This is a genomic window from Cellulosimicrobium sp. CUA-896 (assembly GCF_001942335.1).
Classification (GTDB): Bacteria; Actinomycetota; Actinomycetes; order Actinomycetales; family Cellulomonadaceae; genus Cellulosimicrobium.
In genome coordinates this window covers 21,050-35,985 of record NZ_MKKH01000029.1, presented here as the reverse complement: position 1 = coordinate 35,985, position 14,936 = coordinate 21,050, and the positions used below count along the sequence as shown (strand labels likewise).

At 70.5% G+C, this 14,936-nt stretch carries 18 protein-coding genes and 2 pseudogenes; 5 read left to right on the top strand and 15 right to left on the bottom strand.

Translation table 11 applies throughout. The features are described 5' to 3' along the window. Positions 1-528: 528 nt before the first annotated feature. The 3 genes and pseudogenes from BJF88_RS10615 to BJF88_RS10605 all read right to left on the bottom strand — a co-directional run bounded on the left by BJF88_RS10615 (position 529) and on the right by BJF88_RS10605 (position 2,873). A complete protein-coding gene (locus BJF88_RS10615) occupies positions 529-1,293 on the bottom strand; it encodes an ABC transporter permease (protein ID WP_075828770.1) in 765 nt (254 codons plus the stop codon). 54 nt (positions 1,294-1,347) lie between these two features. Then, positions 1,348-2,118, bottom strand: a pseudogene (locus tag BJF88_RS10610) (ABC transporter ATP-binding protein); the annotation flags it as partial. Positions 2,119-2,213: 95 nt separating this feature from the next. Then, a complete protein-coding gene (locus tag BJF88_RS10605) occupies positions 2,214-2,873 on the bottom strand; it encodes a DUF4097 family beta strand repeat-containing protein (RefSeq protein ID WP_075828765.1) in 660 nt (219 codons plus the stop codon). Positions 2,874-3,105: 232 nt separating this feature from the next. On the opposite strand from BJF88_RS10605, the gene BJF88_RS10600 reads away from it, so the two are divergent. Then, the gene (locus BJF88_RS10600; RefSeq protein WP_075828764.1) at positions 3,106-3,855 is read left to right on the top strand and encodes a GbsR/MarR family transcriptional regulator; all 750 of its coding nucleotides are present in this window, start codon (positions 3,106-3,108) and stop codon (positions 3,853-3,855) included. 492 nt (positions 3,856-4,347) lie between these two features. On the opposite strand, the gene BJF88_RS20485 is transcribed toward BJF88_RS10600, so the two are convergent. Both BJF88_RS20485 and BJF88_RS20480 read right to left on the bottom strand, forming a co-directional pair. Then, positions 4,348-4,740, bottom strand: coding sequence for a TetR/AcrR family transcriptional regulator C-terminal domain-containing protein (locus tag BJF88_RS20485; protein ID WP_222843986.1), 393 nt, complete (start codon positions 4,738-4,740; stop codon positions 4,348-4,350). Beyond that, positions 4,737-5,018 (bottom strand): TetR/AcrR family transcriptional regulator, encoded by a 282-nt coding sequence (locus tag BJF88_RS20480; protein WP_222843985.1) that lies wholly within the window; start codon positions 5,016-5,018, stop codon positions 4,737-4,739. The genes BJF88_RS20485 and BJF88_RS20480 overlap by 4 nt, the downstream gene beginning before the upstream one ends. Positions 5,019-5,101: 83 nt before the next feature. On the opposite strand from BJF88_RS20480, the gene BJF88_RS20475 reads away from it, so the two are divergent. Together BJF88_RS20475 and BJF88_RS20470 are read left to right on the top strand one after the other, a co-directional pair. Beyond that, positions 5,102-5,596, top strand: a complete 495-nt coding sequence (locus BJF88_RS20475) for an MFS transporter (RefSeq protein ID WP_222843984.1) — start codon at positions 5,102-5,104, stop codon at positions 5,594-5,596. A gap of 21 nt (positions 5,597-5,617) precedes the next feature. Continuing rightward, on the top strand, positions 5,618-6,508 hold the full coding sequence (locus BJF88_RS20470) for an MFS transporter (protein WP_222843983.1): 891 nt from the start codon (positions 5,618-5,620) through the stop codon (positions 6,506-6,508). Between the two features lie 94 nt (positions 6,509-6,602). Here the strand turns inward: BJF88_RS20470 and BJF88_RS22015 are convergent, their stop codons facing one another. From BJF88_RS22015 to BJF88_RS22005, 5 genes and pseudogenes are all read right to left on the bottom strand, one after another. After that, a complete protein-coding gene (locus BJF88_RS22015; protein ID WP_255371948.1) occupies positions 6,603-6,779 on the bottom strand; it encodes a hypothetical protein in 177 nt (58 codons plus the stop codon). Positions 6,780-6,934: 155 nt separating this feature from the next. After that, positions 6,935-7,450: pseudogene (locus BJF88_RS23565) on the bottom strand (SDR family oxidoreductase); the annotation flags it as partial. A gap of 8 nt (positions 7,451-7,458) precedes the next feature. After that, positions 7,459-8,301 (bottom strand): TetR/AcrR family transcriptional regulator, encoded by an 843-nt coding sequence (locus BJF88_RS10580; RefSeq protein WP_139316016.1) that lies wholly within the window; start codon positions 8,299-8,301, stop codon positions 7,459-7,461. After that, complete coding sequence (locus tag BJF88_RS22010; protein WP_187346218.1) at positions 8,225-8,515, bottom strand: TraM recognition domain-containing protein; 291 nt, start codon at positions 8,513-8,515, stop codon at positions 8,225-8,227. The genes BJF88_RS10580 and BJF88_RS22010 overlap by 77 nt, the downstream gene beginning before the upstream one ends. Positions 8,516-8,766: 251 nt before the next feature. After that, on the bottom strand, positions 8,767-9,429 hold the full coding sequence (locus tag BJF88_RS22005; RefSeq protein ID WP_075828763.1) for a pentapeptide repeat-containing protein: 663 nt from the start codon (positions 9,427-9,429) through the stop codon (positions 8,767-8,769). Between the two features lie 93 nt (positions 9,430-9,522). On the opposite strand from BJF88_RS22005, the gene BJF88_RS10565 reads away from it, so the two are divergent. Further along, complete coding sequence (locus BJF88_RS10565) at positions 9,523-10,359, top strand: DedA family protein (RefSeq protein ID WP_075828762.1); 837 nt, start codon at positions 9,523-9,525, stop codon at positions 10,357-10,359. Further along, the gene (locus BJF88_RS10560) at positions 10,356-11,201 is read left to right on the top strand and encodes a hypothetical protein (RefSeq protein ID WP_075828761.1); all 846 of its coding nucleotides are present in this window, start codon (positions 10,356-10,358) and stop codon (positions 11,199-11,201) included. The genes BJF88_RS10565 and BJF88_RS10560 overlap by 4 nt, the downstream gene beginning before the upstream one ends. On the opposite strand, the gene BJF88_RS10555 is transcribed toward BJF88_RS10560, so the two are convergent. The 5 genes from BJF88_RS10555 to BJF88_RS10535 form a co-directional block, all read right to left on the bottom strand. Then, a complete protein-coding gene (locus BJF88_RS10555; protein WP_075828760.1) occupies positions 11,198-11,809 on the bottom strand; it encodes a DapH/DapD/GlmU-related protein in 612 nt (203 codons plus the stop codon). The genes BJF88_RS10560 and BJF88_RS10555 overlap by 4 nt on opposite strands. Beyond that, positions 11,806-12,468, bottom strand: a complete 663-nt coding sequence (locus BJF88_RS10550) for an SDR family NAD(P)-dependent oxidoreductase (protein ID WP_075828759.1) — start codon at positions 12,466-12,468, stop codon at positions 11,806-11,808. The genes BJF88_RS10555 and BJF88_RS10550 overlap by 4 nt, the downstream gene beginning before the upstream one ends. Next, entirely contained in the window at positions 12,465-13,373 is a 909-nt protein-coding gene (locus BJF88_RS10545; protein WP_075828768.1) for a helix-turn-helix transcriptional regulator, read from the bottom strand. The genes BJF88_RS10550 and BJF88_RS10545 overlap by 4 nt, the downstream gene beginning before the upstream one ends. A 77-nt stretch (positions 13,374-13,450) precedes the next feature. Further along, positions 13,451-13,858, bottom strand: coding sequence for a cupin domain-containing protein (locus BJF88_RS10540; RefSeq protein WP_075828758.1), 408 nt, complete (start codon positions 13,856-13,858; stop codon positions 13,451-13,453). A 15-nt stretch (positions 13,859-13,873) separates the two neighbouring features. After that, the gene (locus tag BJF88_RS10535) at positions 13,874-14,917 is read right to left on the bottom strand and encodes an alcohol dehydrogenase catalytic domain-containing protein (protein ID WP_187346217.1); all 1,044 of its coding nucleotides are present in this window, start codon (positions 14,915-14,917) and stop codon (positions 13,874-13,876) included. Positions 14,918-14,936: the final 19 nt, after the last annotated feature.

The window sequence follows — 14,936 nt, the reverse complement described above, 5'->3', positions numbered from 1 at the left end:
TCCCCGCGACGGGCGACCCGCACGACGTCACGCTTGAACTCAGGCGGGAACTTCTTGGGCACAGCGACATCCTTCCAGCAGGACCTCGTCCCACAGATGAAGTGTCAACCAATCCTGCAGCAGTCCCCATCCAGCGACTTCGGAGCTGACCGCTGGTAACGACTTGCTCTGGGTGAAGCAGCGACGTCACAACACTCATCCCGAACTCCACGACCATGCACCGTCCACTCTCGTGGTGCGTTGGTGGTCTGAGACCGCCACCGTTTCCCGGGCGACGCAGAACCAGGTTCTGCGACGCCTGAGAACTTGTCCGTCAACGGGCCCAGCGACTGCTGCCGATCTCGGCGAGTTCGTGCAGGTATAGGTCGAAGTTCCGCTCGGTGGTGAGCGGCGACGTAGTCGACGGCTGCCTTATCGAGGTCTTTCGTGGCCGTGAAGTGAGCATGCACGGCTCGATCCCGGGTTCGCGCGCGACGGACGCCCGTCACCTGGGGCGAGATGACGGGCGTCCGTCGGGGTGGTTGGTGCTCAGCGCTGCTTGCGCCTGTCGGCGGCGATCGCGAGGGCGTAGGCGAGGGCGAGGATGCCGAGGAGCCAGGCGAGGGCGATCCAGATGTCGTTGCCGACGGGCTGGTCGGCGAACAGGGCGCGCAGGGTGTCGACGATGGCGGTGACGGGTTGGTTCTCGGCGAACCACGCGACCGGGCCGGGCATCGAGTCGGTCGGCACGAACGCCGAGCTGATGAACGGCAGGAAGATCAGCGGGTAGCTGAACGCGCTGGCGCCGTCGACCGTCTTGGCGGAGAGTCCGGCGATGACGGCGAGCCAGGTCAGGGCGAGGGTGAACAGGGCGAGGATGCCCGCGACGGCGGCCCAGGCGCCGAGGGAGGCGCTGGTGCGGAAGCCCATGAGGAGTGCGACGGCGATGACGATCGTCACGGAGACCATGTTCGCCACGAGTGACGTCAGGACGTGTGCCCAGAGGATGCTGGAGCGGGCGATGGGCATGGACTGGAAGCGTTCGACGATGCCGCCCTGCATGTCGAGGAAGAGGCGGTAGGCGGTGTAGGCGATGCCGGAGGCGATGGTGATGAGCAGGATGCCGGGCAGCATGTAGTCGATGTAGGACTCGCTGGTGCCGGTGTCGATCGCGCCGCCGAGGACGTAGACGAAGAGCAGCATGAGCGCGATCGGGGTGACCGCGGTCGTGATGATCGTGTCGGGTGAGCGCAGGACGTGGGTCAGGGACCGGCCGGTCAGGGTGCGGGTGTCGGCCAGGGCGTGGGTGGTCATCGGAGCTCCTCTCCGGCGGGCTGGGAGCCTCGGCGGTCGTCGGGGTCGTGGGGTCTCGCTGGTCTCGCCGACGAGGGTGAGGAAGACGTCCTCCAGGGACGGCTGCTTCTCGACGTACTCGACCTGGGCGGGCGGCAGGAGCGCCCTGAGCTCGGCCAGGGTGCCGTCCTGGATGATGGTGCCGCGGTGCAGGATCGCGATGCGGTCCGCGAGCTGCTCGGCCTCGTCGAGGTACTGCGTGGTCAGCAGCACGGTCGTGCCGCGGCGGGCGAGGTCCTTGACGGTGTCCCAGACCTCGATGCGCGCCTGCGGGTCCAGGCCGGTCGTGGGCTCGTCGAGGACGATGATCGGCGGGTCGCCGACCAGGCTCATCGCGATGTCCAGGCGGCGACGCATCCCGCCCGAGTACGTGCCCGCCCGGCGGGCGCCCGCGTCGGACAGGGAGAACCGGGCCAGCAGGTGGTCCGCCACGGACCCGGGGTTCTTCAGGTGGCGCAGCCTGGCGACCAGGATCAGGTTCTCCCTGCCGGTGAGGACCTCGTCGACCGCGGCGAACTGCCCCGTCAGGCTGATCGACTCCCGGACCTGCCCGGCCTGCGCGGCGACGTCGAACCCGTGGACCGTGGCCGTGCCCGCGTCGGCCTCGAGCAGCGTCGACAAGATCCGCACCAGCGTCGTCTTGCCCGCCCCGTTCGACCCCAGCAGCGCGAAGATGCTGCCCGCGGCCACGTCCAGGTCCACCCCGCGCAGCACGCGCAGCTCCCCGAACGACTTCTCGATACCCCGCACCCGGACCGCCGGGTCGAGGAGCTGTTCCGTGCTCATGTCTGGTACTCCGTTCCTGGTCGTGCTGCTGTCAAGACTGTGGTGGTGGCCCTGGCCCTCGTCCGTCGCCCCGACCTCTCGGGGCGACGCACGGTTCAGAGGCTGCGTGCCGTGATGTCGCCGTACGAGGTCGTGGCGCGGATCTCGAGCTCGGCGGCGCCGTCGTTCCGCAGGGCGTTGGTGACCCGGCCGAGGCTCGTCCCGGCGTCCAGCGAGGCCGAGACCCCGGCGGCGGCGGCCACCGAGACGTCGCCCATCTGGGTGCTCAGCACGAGCGCGCCGCTCACGGCCTCCTCGACGCGGATGTCGCCCTTGGCGGTGCTGATCTCGCCGGTCCCGGCGAGGCGGCCCACCGACACGTCGCCGGCCTGGGTCGCGAGCCGGACGCTCGCGGCCTCGTCGAGCTTGATCGCGCCGTAGGAGTCCGTGGCGACGACGTCGCCGAGGCGGCCGACGCCGCGCAGCTCGCCGCACCCCGTGACCTCGACGCGAGAACCGGCGGGCAGCTGGACCGTCGCCTCGACGCTCCCCGACGGGCCGAACAGCTCGTTGACCGTCGGCGTCGCGACGCGCAGCGCGCCGTCGTGGAGCTCGACCGTCGTGCGCTCGACGGCCTTCGCGTCGCGGCCCGACGAGGAGTTCGACGGCCGGACCTCGACCGTCGTGTCGGTCCGGTCGGTGGCGATGACCTGGATGCGGCCCACGGGGACGTCGACCGAGAGGGAGATGGTGGTGGGGGTGGCGAAGGTGTGCATGGTGATCGGCTCCTGAGCAGGTGTCCCGCATTCTTTCTGACGACGGAAACGCTACGGAGCGTTCACCGCCATGGCAACATCCAATTTGCGATGGACGCGCATTTATCCAGTTCACAGCGCATAAACTGTTGCAACGGGGCGAAGCGCAATGCAACACGGGCCAGTCTGAGCGTTGCATCAGGCATCGCTAAACGCTATTCTCGACCCGTCGGTGACACGGAGGAGGAGCACCATGCCGGGAGGCAGGCTCACCAAGCAGGAACGCCAGCAGATCGCGCTCGGCCTGGCCGACGACCTCCCGTACGCGGAGATCGCCCGCCGGTTGGACCGTCCGACCTCGACGGTCACGCGCGAGGTCCTGCGCAACGGAGGCCCGACCGCCTACCGCCCGGACCTGGCGCAGCACGCCACCGAGCGGCGAGCCCGCCGTCGGCGGCTCACGGAGGTCCCCGGCACGGCGACGCCCACGCAGTCCGACGCGCGCGAGGAAGCCGTCCGCGAGTACCGGGAGACCTTCACCGCGCTGTTCATGCAGCAGGGCCTGCCACGCGTCGCGTCGGGCGTGCTCGCGTGTCTCTACACGGCCGACGCGGGCAGCCTCTCCGCTGCGGAGCTCGTCGAGCTCCTGGAGGTCAGCCCTGCGTCGATCTCCAAGGCGATCCCCGTCCTGGAGAGCCACGGTCTCGTCCTGCGCGAGCGGGGCGAGGGTCGGCGCGAGCGCTACGTCGCCGACGGCGACGTCTGGTTCCAGTCGATGATCGCCGCCGCGCAGAACAACACCCGGATGGCCGAGACCGCGCGGCAGGGCGTCCGTCTGCTCGGCACGGACTCCCCGGCCGGCACCCGGCTCGAAAACATGGCGCGCTTCCTCGACTTCGTCGGCGAGAGCATCGCACGCGCCGCCGAGCAGGCGCGCGAGCGCCTCAGCCCGCCAACCGCTGCCACGAGCGCTGCGCCAGGGGAGGGCGACAGCCGCTCCTGAGCCGCGCGCGCGCGCACGGGATGTGCGCGGCCAGCCGGGCCGTCTCCCCTGGCGGTCAGGCAACGGACGGCGAGGTCCAGCGCTGCGGCGAGAGCGACGACGGTATCCCTGGTGATCACCGCGCTGGTGGTCGCGCTCCGGCCAAGGGGGTGCTCGGCGTGCTGTTGCTCGTCAAGGGGATCTGCCTCATTGCTGCTCACCCCGGTGCGCGCTCATCGGCGCGCTTCGCCGCCGGAAAGGCAACGCCGCGAGCAGCAACGCCGACCCCCCGCCCTCATAGGCGGGCGGCGATCGAACCCTCGCCTGGGCCCGCATACGCCATGCACATCTCGGCCCGCTCGTCCGGTGACGTCCAACAGATTTCTCGGACGTCGCAGAACCGACGGCGCTCTCAACCCGTCAATGCATCGCTGACCCTCGGTGAACCTGGAGCCGCCACTGGACCCGGGGCGTGACACTCAGAAGCGTTGCGAAAGTCTGGCGGGATCCCGTTTAGGGCTGATGGTGCGTGATGCCGTCGAGGAGGGTGTCGAGCGCCCATCGGTGGCGCTCCTCGGGGGTCCCCTGCGTGAATGCCGCGGTGTGGAACGCAGCGAGGGTCGGGTGGTGCTCGCGGTCTGCTGAGGCAAGTGTCGCGGCGAGCTCGTCAACTTCTTGACCGGTGCCGGACGCTCGCGCACCCCACTCTGCCGCGGTGATGCTTGCATGCTGGAGGAGGAGGTCGATGCCCCACGCCGCGGGCTTCTCGTCGACACCTGCGGAACGCAAGAGCCTCAAGAGCAAGTCAATGAGGCTGAGGTAGTGAGGGCCTTCGGGCCACACGAACAGGGCGGAACGGGCGAGATTCCCGTGCGTGGTGACCAGGCCGATGTAGTCCCGGATCACCCGGTGAACACGCTCGCGCCAGGCTCTGCACCGTCCCATGCGAGATCAAGGTCGGCGAGCAGGCCGTCTATCAAGAGTGCGTGCAGCACGGTGACGTTCTTCACGTAGACGTAGAGCGAGGCCGGTCCCGTATCGAGCTCGTCGGCGACTCGCCGAATCGTCAGCTTCTCTGCGCCATCGCGCTTCAAGACGTGCAGTGCCGCCGCAACGATCGCTTCCCGCGAGAGTGCCGGCTTCGCGGGCCGATCACGCCTGCTGATGGGTGCCCGAGTCCTCATGCCATGAACTCTACAGGAACGATTTTGATCGTGACGAACATGTTCGCTACGATCATGTTCGTCACCTGAGATGGGAGTCCCCTATGACCACGAGTGCTGAAGCACCACCGTTGTCCGCCCGAGCGGTCTGGCTCACGCTGATCGTCGTCCTCCTCGCAGATGCGATGGATCTGATGGACGCCACGATCGCGAACGTCGCGGCGCCCTCGATCGTGAAGGAGCTCGGCGTGGGCGAGAACGTGATCCCATGGCTCGGCGCGTCCTATGCGCTGGCGCTGGGCTCCCTGCTCGTTCTCGGCGGGCGTATCGGAGACAAGTTCGGCCAGCGCCGCACGTTCCTCACGGGTCTCATCGGCTTCATCGTCGGCTCAGCACTCGCCGGGTTCGCGCCCTCCGCTGGGGTGCTGATCGCCGCTCGGGTCGCGCAGGGAGCATTCGGCGCTCTGCTCATCCCGCAAGATGGCGATCATGGCGGCGACGTTCCCGAAGCCCATGCTGCAGAAGGCATTCGCAGTCTTTGCGCCCCTGCTCGGCGTCTTCGCCGTCGCCGGCCCGATCCTCGGCGGACTCATCATTGATGCGAACCTGCTCGGGCTGGGATGGCGGCCCATCTTCCTCATCAATATCGTCCTCGGCGGCATCGCCTCATCCTCGCTCTGCGCCACCTGCCCACCGTCCCCGCGCACCAATCCGCACGCATTGACCTGACCGGCAGTATCCTGCTGGCCCTAGCCCTGTTCGGGCTTCTGTTCGGGCTCGTCACAGGCTCCTCCGACGGGTGGGACGGACTCACGATCAGCAGCGTGATCGCTGGAGTGGTGCTCTTGGTCCTGTTCGGATGGCGTCAGGCGCGCGCCGACGAGCCGCTCCTCCCACGCAGCCTTCTCGCCAACCGCGGATTCACCTCCGGGCTCATCGTCGGCCTCTGCGTCTTCGCAAGTTTCAGCGGACTGATGTACGTCATCAGCCTCTTCTTCCAACTCGGCCTCGGCTACACCCCGACCGAGACCTCCCTGAACCTGATCCCGCTCACCATCGGCATCATGATCGGCTCCGGAATCGCGAACGCGCTCATCCTCAAGCTCGGGCGGCGACTCGTGCTCGTGGGGATGCTCACCACCATCCTCGGCACGGGCATCCTGCTCCTCTTCGTCCTGGCTTCCGGGATCCAGATGATCTGGTGGCAGAACCTCATCGCCACCAGCCTTATCGGAGTCGCCGCTGGAATCTGCTTCAACTCAGTCTTCAACACCGCGCTCGGCAACCTGAAGCCCGAAGAAGCCGGCTCGGCCAGCGGCTCCCTCAGTGCCATCCAGCAGATCGCTAACGGCATCGGCTCAGCCCTCGTCACCACCATCTTCATCGGCACCCTCGCAAGTGGCTCCGTAACGGCGATGACCACCACACTCATCGTCATCCTCGCCGTCGCAGCGCTGTGTCTCCTGGCTGTGCCGCTACTCCCGCGCGCGGCAGTCGCCATAGAGGAGTAGAGCCGCCACATCTGTCCGGATGCGAGGCGCGATGACAGAACGGCAGCGGCGAGGAATCACCTCGCCGCTGCCGCTCTCTTGGGCCGTGCGCGGCTCACTCGCTCCGGAAGGCCGCTGCGTGCTCGTTCGCAAAGGCCGTAAAGCTGCGCGCGGGATGTCCGAGCAACTCAGGAATCACCAGCGACAGCTCTGCGGCCTCGCCTCGCGCGTAGTGGGCGTAGTCCTCAAGCAGGCCCTCGATCTGCCAGGGCGGCAGAACGTCGGCGAGCAACTCGCCGAACTTCGCGGGCGCGATGTCCTCGAAGCGGATCTCGCGGCCGTTGCGGAAGAGAGGTGTCCGGCGAGGTCGGAGTGAGTGAGCGGTTCGGGCCCGGTAAGGGTCTGGATCCCCAACGGGACAGGGGAGGCCAATGCATGCGCAGCCATCTCGCCGATGTCGCGCACATCGACAAGACTCACCCGCGCGTCGCCGATCGGAGCGGGGAGCACCTGCGCCGATCGCACGATGCTCGACATGGCAAGTAGTCCCTGCATGAAGAGGTTCGGACGCAATGCCGTGACTCCGAGGCCAGAGGCGAACGCGTGTTCCTCGACGGCTGCGTGATACCGCAGGAAGCGCACCGGAGAATCGATGACCGAACCGAGCTGTGACAACAGCACGAGGTGGCGCACTCCGGCCTCGGCTGCGAGAGTGATGAACCGCTTCTGCTGCGCCTCCGCACGCTCTGTCGACGGTGTCACCAGGTACGCGGCCCGCACGCCGCCAAGCGCCGCGCGCACACTGTCCGCATCGTCGAGGTCGGCCTGTACGGCGAACTCGGCGGACGACAGGCTCCGGGACATCGGGCGGAACCGGACGCCTCGCGCGGTGAGGGCCGCGGCAGTGGCGCGTCCTGTAGCTCCGGTAGCTCCAGTGATGAGGATGTCAGGTGCGATGGGCATGTCTTCCTTCAGATTTCGGGGTGGCGAAGGCCGTCGGTCAGGGTGTGCGCCCAGTCGTCATCGAGATCGGCGATGCCGGAGGTCACCACGAGGTGGCAAAGCTGCCCATATGCGATGAACCGCTGCACCTCGCGGTCAGCTGCTCCGGATCGCTGTTTCGCGAAGCGGGTGATGCGGGCCAGGCCGGCGCGGAGAGAGTCACCGATCGCGGGATGCATCGCGACCGACTGGGCATGCACCTGCATCAAGAGCAACGTGCGATCCGCGATGAGATCGGCGTAGTTGTCGCCCATCGCGTCGAGGCTCGCAACGGGTGTCAATCCCGCGGGAGCGGCGGCCAATGCCTCTTCGATGCGCTCGAAGCACTTGTCAAGCGCTGCGACGAACAGCACCTTCTTCCCGCCGAACAGCTTGAGCACGTATGCGCTCGAGACCCCTGCTTCACGCGCGACGTCAGTGATCGTGGTACCCGCGTAGCCACCTCGAGAGAACGCTGTCAGGGCGGCGCTCACGATCTCGGAGCGACGATCGGCCGCGGTGGAGAGCGCACGTTGTCGCATGTGAGTGACTATACACTCACTCATTCCTGCACCATCGACCCGACGGCCGCGGAAGCAAGTTGGGATATAGGCGACGGTGATCTGCGCCCGGATGGCTGCCACCCGTAGAGTTCGAGAACGCAGCAACGAGTGCCGGCGCTGGCGGTTGTGGAAGATCTCGAGGTGCTCGAAGATCGCGTTCGCCAGCTCCAGGCGGGTGCGCCATCGACGCCGGTCAAGGAGCTCGACTTGCATGCGTGACCAGAGGCTCTCGATGACGGCCTTGTCGTAGCAGTCGCCGCTCGATCCCATCGATGGGACCAGGCCGGATTTCTTGGCCCGGGTGGTGTAGGCCCAAGAACGCGGATACCACGATGCCGCGCGACCCGTAGTGCGAGTACAGGCCGGGCAGCTCGCGCCAGCGGCACACGTTCGCGACCTCGTCCAGCACCGCGGTGGCCGGCGGAGCCAGGCGCCCGTCCGCCCCGTGCGAGCCGGCGCGCTCGTCCGCGGTGAGGATCGCCATCGTCAGCGCGGCGGTGATCGCCCGTGCGGAGCCCCGGCCCTCCTTGGAGACGCGGTAGACGGTGTCGCTCGAACGGACGAAGGCGGCCGGGTCGAAGTGCGGGCGTCGCCCGGTTGGGTCGGTGATCCAGCCGACGATCTTGCGGCTGCCCAGGACCCCCGACCCGGGGCCGGACCGCGTGGTGCACGCCGTCGGCGTTTGCGTGGGGCACGTGCGCGCCCAGAGAAACCCCGACGCCGCAGCGCGGTCCGTCAGTCGTCGACCGTGATGCCCAGACCGTCCGCGAGCAGGTGCGCGAGCCGCGCGAGCTGGTCCGCGGTCACCGTCGTGCCGGCGAGCGACCGCACGCCCGCGACCTCGTCGAGGTCCGCGCCGCGCAGGTCGACGTCCTCGAGCGTCGACGCCTGGACGTCGAGCCGCCGCACCCGCGTGCCCGCGAAGGCGACGCGCGCGGCCCGTGCCTGGACGAGGTCGAGCTCGTCGATCGTGCAGTCGGTGAACTGCACGTCGCGGAGCTCGGCGCCGCGCAGGTTGACGAACCCGAGCTTGCAGCCGAGCAGGTGCACGCGGTCCCACGTCGACTCGTACAGCTCGGCCGAGCCGAGCCGTGCATCCCGTACCTCGACGTCGCGCCACCGGCCGCGCACGCCCTGCACCACGGGTACGTCCAGGCACTCGAGGACGACCTCCCCGAGGGTCGCGTGCCGCAGGTCGGCCTCGTCGGCGCGCAGGCCGGCGAGGCGCGACGCGTAGACGCTCGCTCCCTCGAGGTCCACCGTGCCGAGGCGGAGGTCGACGATCTCGAACCCCTCGAGGTCGGCACCTGGCTCCAGGTCGTACGCGTCGCCCGGCGTGAGACCGTCCAGCGCGACGGGGTCGAGGGCGGGCGGGGCGGTGCGGGGCGCGTCGGGCACGGCGGGTCTCCTCGGGCATGGCCACGGAACCTCCACAGCATCCCGCACCGCTCCCCGGGTGTGCTCCCGGCACGTCACCTAGGCTCGACGACCATGGGTTCCGGTCTCCTCGTCGCCGCGTCCTCGTCGGAGCCGGCCGTCAGCGGCGTCGCCGGGTGGGCCGTCGGGCTCATGGAGACGCTGGGCGTCGTGGGGGCCGCGGTCGCCATCGCGCTCGAGAACCTCTTCCCGCCGCTGCCGAGCGAGCTCATCCTGCCGCTCGCCGGCTTCACCGCGAGCCAGGGCAGCTTCGGGGTGGTCGAGGCGATCGTGTGGACGACGGCGGGGTCGCTCGTCGGAGCCCTGGCCCTCTACGCCGTCGGCGCGGTCGTCGGGCGGGACCGCACCCGGTGGCTCGCGGAACGCATCCCGCTCGTCGACGTCGAGGACGTCGACCGCACCGAGCGGTTCTTCGAGCGCCACGGCAGCGCCGCGGTGTTCTTCGGCCGCTTCATCCCGGTGTTCCGCAGCCTCATCTCGATCCCGGCCGGCATCGAACGCATGCCCCTGTGGAAGTTCTCCGCGCTCACCACCGCCGGGAGCGCGATCTGGAACACGATCTTCGTCGTCGCCGGCTACCTGCTCGGCGAGAACTGGCACGTCGTCGAGGACTACGCGGGCATCTTCCAGACGGTCGTCATCGTCGCCGTCGTCGGCGCGATCGCATGGTTCGTCGTCTCGCGGGTCTGGCGCGCGGTGCACGACGACGACCGGCCGGCCCACGCGCGAGGCGTCCGCGCGCCCGACCGACCGGAGGACGTCGCGCGAGGGGAGCCGCCCCGACGACGTGCGGCGCGACACCGGGTCCTGACCTCCCCGCGCCCTGTCCGGTCCTCGTTCGCCGGGCAGGGCTGGCGCTGCCGCCGGGAGCCCCCGATCATCGGAGGGTGATCCTCTCGGTCGCGGCCGCCGTGGGAGCCGCGCTCGCGTACGCGGTGAGCACGATCATGCAGGCGGTCGCGACGCGGCGCGCCCACGGGCTCGCGGCCATGGCGCAGCCCCTCGTCATCGGCGGTCTCCTGCTTGACGGCGCGGCGTGGCTGCTGTCGCTGCTGGCCCTCGACCACCTGCCGCTGTTCGTCGTGCAGGCGATCGTCGCGTCCTCGCTCGTGGCCGTCGTCGTGCTCGCGCGCCTCGTGCTCGGCGCGACGTTGCGTCGCGCGGACCTCGTCGCGATCGGCGTCGTCGTCCTCGCGCTCGTCGTCCTCGCGCTGTCGGCGGGCGAGCAGCCCGCCACCACGCCGCCCCCCGGGTTCACGACCGCGATGGTGATCGCCGGGTTCGCGCTGCTCGCGGGTGTGGCGCTCGCGTACCGCCGCGGCCACTTGATCCTCCTGGCGCTGCTCGGGGGCCTGGGCTACTCCGTCGCGGCGATCGCCGCGCGCGGCGCGCACGCGTCGGGCGACCTGCTCGACACGGTCCTGCAGCCGCTCGCCCTCGCCATCGTCGCGTCCGGGGCCGCGGGCGTGCTCGGATACCTGCGCGCCCTGGAGAAGGGCGCGGTGGGTTCCGTCGCGGCAACGGTGTCCGTCGTGGAGGTGCTCGTCCCGGGGGTCGTCGGCCTCGTCGTGCTCGGCGACGTCGTGCGCGACGGGTGGGCCGTGCCCGCGGCGGTCGCGACCGTGGCCGCCGTGGCCGGCTGCGTCGCGCTCGCCACGAGCCCCGCCAACGCGGCGGCCGAGGAGCCCGCCCCACCGGGCGGGGAGCGGACCGCCGCGCCCGAGCCGACCTAGGGCGGGCCCGCGTCGTTACCTTCCGGACTGACGGAGCGCACGACGCGGGCGGGGACGCCCACGGCGACCGTGCCCGCGGGCACGTCGCGCGTGACGACCGCACCGGCCCCGACGACGGCGCCGTCCCCGATGGTGACCCCGGGCAGGACGGTGACGTTCGCGCCCAGCCACACGGCGCGGCCGAGGACGACCGGTGCGGGGTGCATGTCGGCACGCCGCCGCGGGTCGAGGTCGTGGTCGAGCGTCGTCAGCACCGCGTTGTGCCCGAGGAGGCAGCCGTCGCCGATGGTGACGCCGCCCTGGTCCTGGATCTTGCACCCGGCGTTGACGAAGACGTCCCGGCCCAGGGTGAGGTTCCTGCCGAAGTCGGTCGAGAAGGGCGGGAACACCGTCACGGACTCGTCGACCGTCGTGCCCGTGATCTCGCTGAGCAGCTCCCGCACCCGCTCGGGAGGGCAGTAGGCGCCGTTGAGCTCCGCGGTGAGGCGCAGGGCGTCCTGGCTCACCCGGTGCATGACCGCGTGCAGCGGTGAGCCGCCCGGGATCGTGCGGCCGGCGTTCAGCGCGTCGAGCAGCTCGTCGAGCCCCGGGGCGGTGTCCCGGCTCATGCGAGCGGTCGCACGAACGTCCGGAAGTCACCGCGCTCGACGTGCAGCGACCACAGCCGCTCGGCGAGCGCATCCGTGTCGTGGTCGGGCTCCCCGCCGCCGATGCCGAGCGGGATGATCAGCTGCGCCACGTGGATGCCCTCGGGCGCCAGGGCCTCGTGGAGCAGCTGCGCGTAGGCGCTCTCGCCGGCGAAGGCGACCGACGTCCCGGTCACGGCATCGCGGGGCCGCACGGCGCTGCCCCCGTTGGGGAAGAGGACCGTGCCGCGACCGAGCGCGCGCATGCCGGGGAGGACCTGCTGGACGGCGGTCGCGGGGCCCAGCACGGACATCTCGAGGGGGCCGACGAGGTCGTCGGCCGTGGTCTCGAGCACCGGCTTCATGAACTCGCGCGCCGGGATGGGGCTGTACTGGAGGACCTCGACGGGACCGAGGGCGTCGGCGGCCGCGTCGAGCGCACCTCGGAGCGCCGCGCGGTCGCGGGCGTCGGCGACGAACCCGGCGGCCGTGACGCCCTCGGCGCGCAGACGGGCGGCGAGGTCCTCGAGATGCGCGGCGTCGCGCGCGATGAGCGCGACGGAGAAGCCCTCGCGCCCGAACCGGCGCGCGACGGCCAGCCCCAGTCCCGGGCCGGCTCCGACGATGGCGAGCGTGGTCATGCGCGTTCCTCCTGGGTGCGGGGCTGCGGGCTCGGCCGCGCGTGGTGGGGGGCGGTGTCGTCGGACGCCGCCCACGACGCGAGCAGGCGCAGCGACTGCTCGGTCGGCGACCCGGGCGTGGCCGTGTAGACCGTCATGCCGAGGTTCGGGTCGCCGTCCAGCTCGAGCGTCTGGTAGTTGAGCTCGAGGGCACCGACGACCGGGTGGCGGAACGACTTCTGCCCCGCGTAGTGCCGGCGCACGTCGTGCGCGGCCCACAGCTCCCGGAACGTCTCGGACCGCGTGGACAGCTCGCCCACGAGCGTCTGGAGGCGCTTGTCGTGCGGGTTGCGCCCGGCCTCGCGGCGCAGGATGGCCACGTTCGTCCACGCCGCGCGGTCCCAGTCGGGATAGAAGTCGTGCGAGGCAGGGTCGAGGAAGATGTGGCGCGAGAAGTTCGGGGTGCGCGTGGCCCCCCTGATCATCGGCGCGTACATCGCCCAGCCGAGCGCGTTGGCGGCGACCAGGTCCATGCGGTTGTTCTGGATGAACGCGGGCGCGGCGGTGATGGCGTCCAGCATGTACTGCAGCTCCGGACGCACCGGGGTGTCGCCGGGGCTGCGCTGCGGGCGCCGCACGCCCGCGTTCGCCGTCCGCGCGAGGTCGAACAGGTGGTCGTGCTCGGCGGCGTCGAGCAGGAGCGCGTGGGCGACCGTCTCGAGCACGGTGTCCGAGACGCCCTTGAGGTTCCCGCGCTCGAGGCGCGTGTAGTAGTCGACGCTCACGCCGGCGAGGCGCGCGACCTCGTCGCGACGCAGCCCCGTGACGCGCCGGCGGTCGCCGAACGTCTCGATGCCGGCCTGCTGCGGCGTCACGCGCGCGCGACGGCTCATGAGGAACTCGCGCACCTCGGATCGGTTGTCCATCGCCTCCACGTCCTTCACGGTACGTCGGTGCGCCGTCGCGCGAGCGGGGGACCGGGCCCCCGCTCGCGCCGGACGGCTCAGCCCGGGTACTCCTCCGGGGTGAGGAGCTCGCCCCAGGTGGTCTCGGGCTCGTCGGAGCCGGGCTCGGGTGCCTCCCACAGCGCGAGGTGGCACATGAAGCTGTCGCCGGTCGCACCGTGCCAGTGCCACTCGCCCGCGGGCGTGTGGACGGTGTCGCCCGGGTGGAGCTCGATCAGCTCCTCACCGCGGGACTGCACGTACCCGACGCCGTCGGTCACGTGCAGCGTCTGACCCACCGCGTGCTTGTGCCACGCGGTGTGCGCGCCGGGCGTGAACCGCACGAGGTTCAGGCGCGCACGCGACGGCTCGGTCCCCGCGTAGTAGGCGTTGAAGTACACGTCGCCGGTGAACCACTCGGCCGGACCCTTGACGGTCGCGGTCCTCGGCAGCTTCTCGGTGCTCATGGTCTGCTTCCCTTCTCAGAACGTGACGAGCGTCTTGAGCGACTCGCGGCGGTCCATCGCGGCGTACCCCTCGGCGATGTCGTCGAGGACGACCGTCTTGTCGAACACCCGGCCGGGCTCGATCTCGCCGCTCAGCACCTGCGGGATCGCGGCCTCGATGTAGGCCCGGACGGGCGCGGGGCCACCGGTGAGGGTGACGTTGCGGCCGAACAGGGATCCGAAGCCGACGGGGGCGTCCTCGTACTGCGGCACGCCGACGCGGCTGATCACGCCGCCCGCGCGGACGACGCCGTACGACTGCTCGTAGGCGGGCATGTGGCCGACCGCCTCGAGCACGACGTGGCTGCCCTGGCCGTCCGTGAGGTCGAGCACCCGCTGGACGCCCTCGTCGCCGCGCTCGGCGACGACGTCGGTGGCGCCCCACTCGCGACCGAGGTCGGTGCGCGCCCGGTGGCGGCCCATGAGGATGATGCGCTCGGCGCCCATCTGGCGCGAGGCGAGGACGGCGGACAGCCCGACCGCGCCGTCGCCGACCACGGTGACGGTCGTGCCCGGTGCCACGCGCGCCATGTGCGCGGCGTGGTAGCCGGTGAGGTAGACGTCGGACAGCGTGAGCAGCGACGGCAGGAGGTCGCTCGTCTCGTCGACGCCGGGCACGACGACGAGGCTGCCGTCCGCCTGGGGGATGCGGGCGAGCTCGGCCTGCTGGCCGCCCGGGCTGCCGGGGTTGCCGTAGAACCCGCCGTGCGGGCACGCGGTCTGGAACCCGTCGCGGCAGACGTCGCACGTGTTGTCCGCCCACGCGAACGGCGCGATGACGAAGTCGCCCCGGCGCAGGCTCGTGACCGCGGACCCGGTCTCCTCGACGACGCCGATCAGCTCGTGGCCGATCGGCACGCCCTGCTCGGAGTGCGGCATGGAGTGGTAGGGGTGCAGGTCGGACCCGCACACGCACGCGCGCACGGTGCGCACGATCGCGTCGGTGGGCTCGACGATCGTCGGGTCGGGAAGCGTCTCGACGCGCACGTCGCCGGCGCCGTGGATGACTGCAGCCTTCATGGGGTCTCCAACGGTGGTG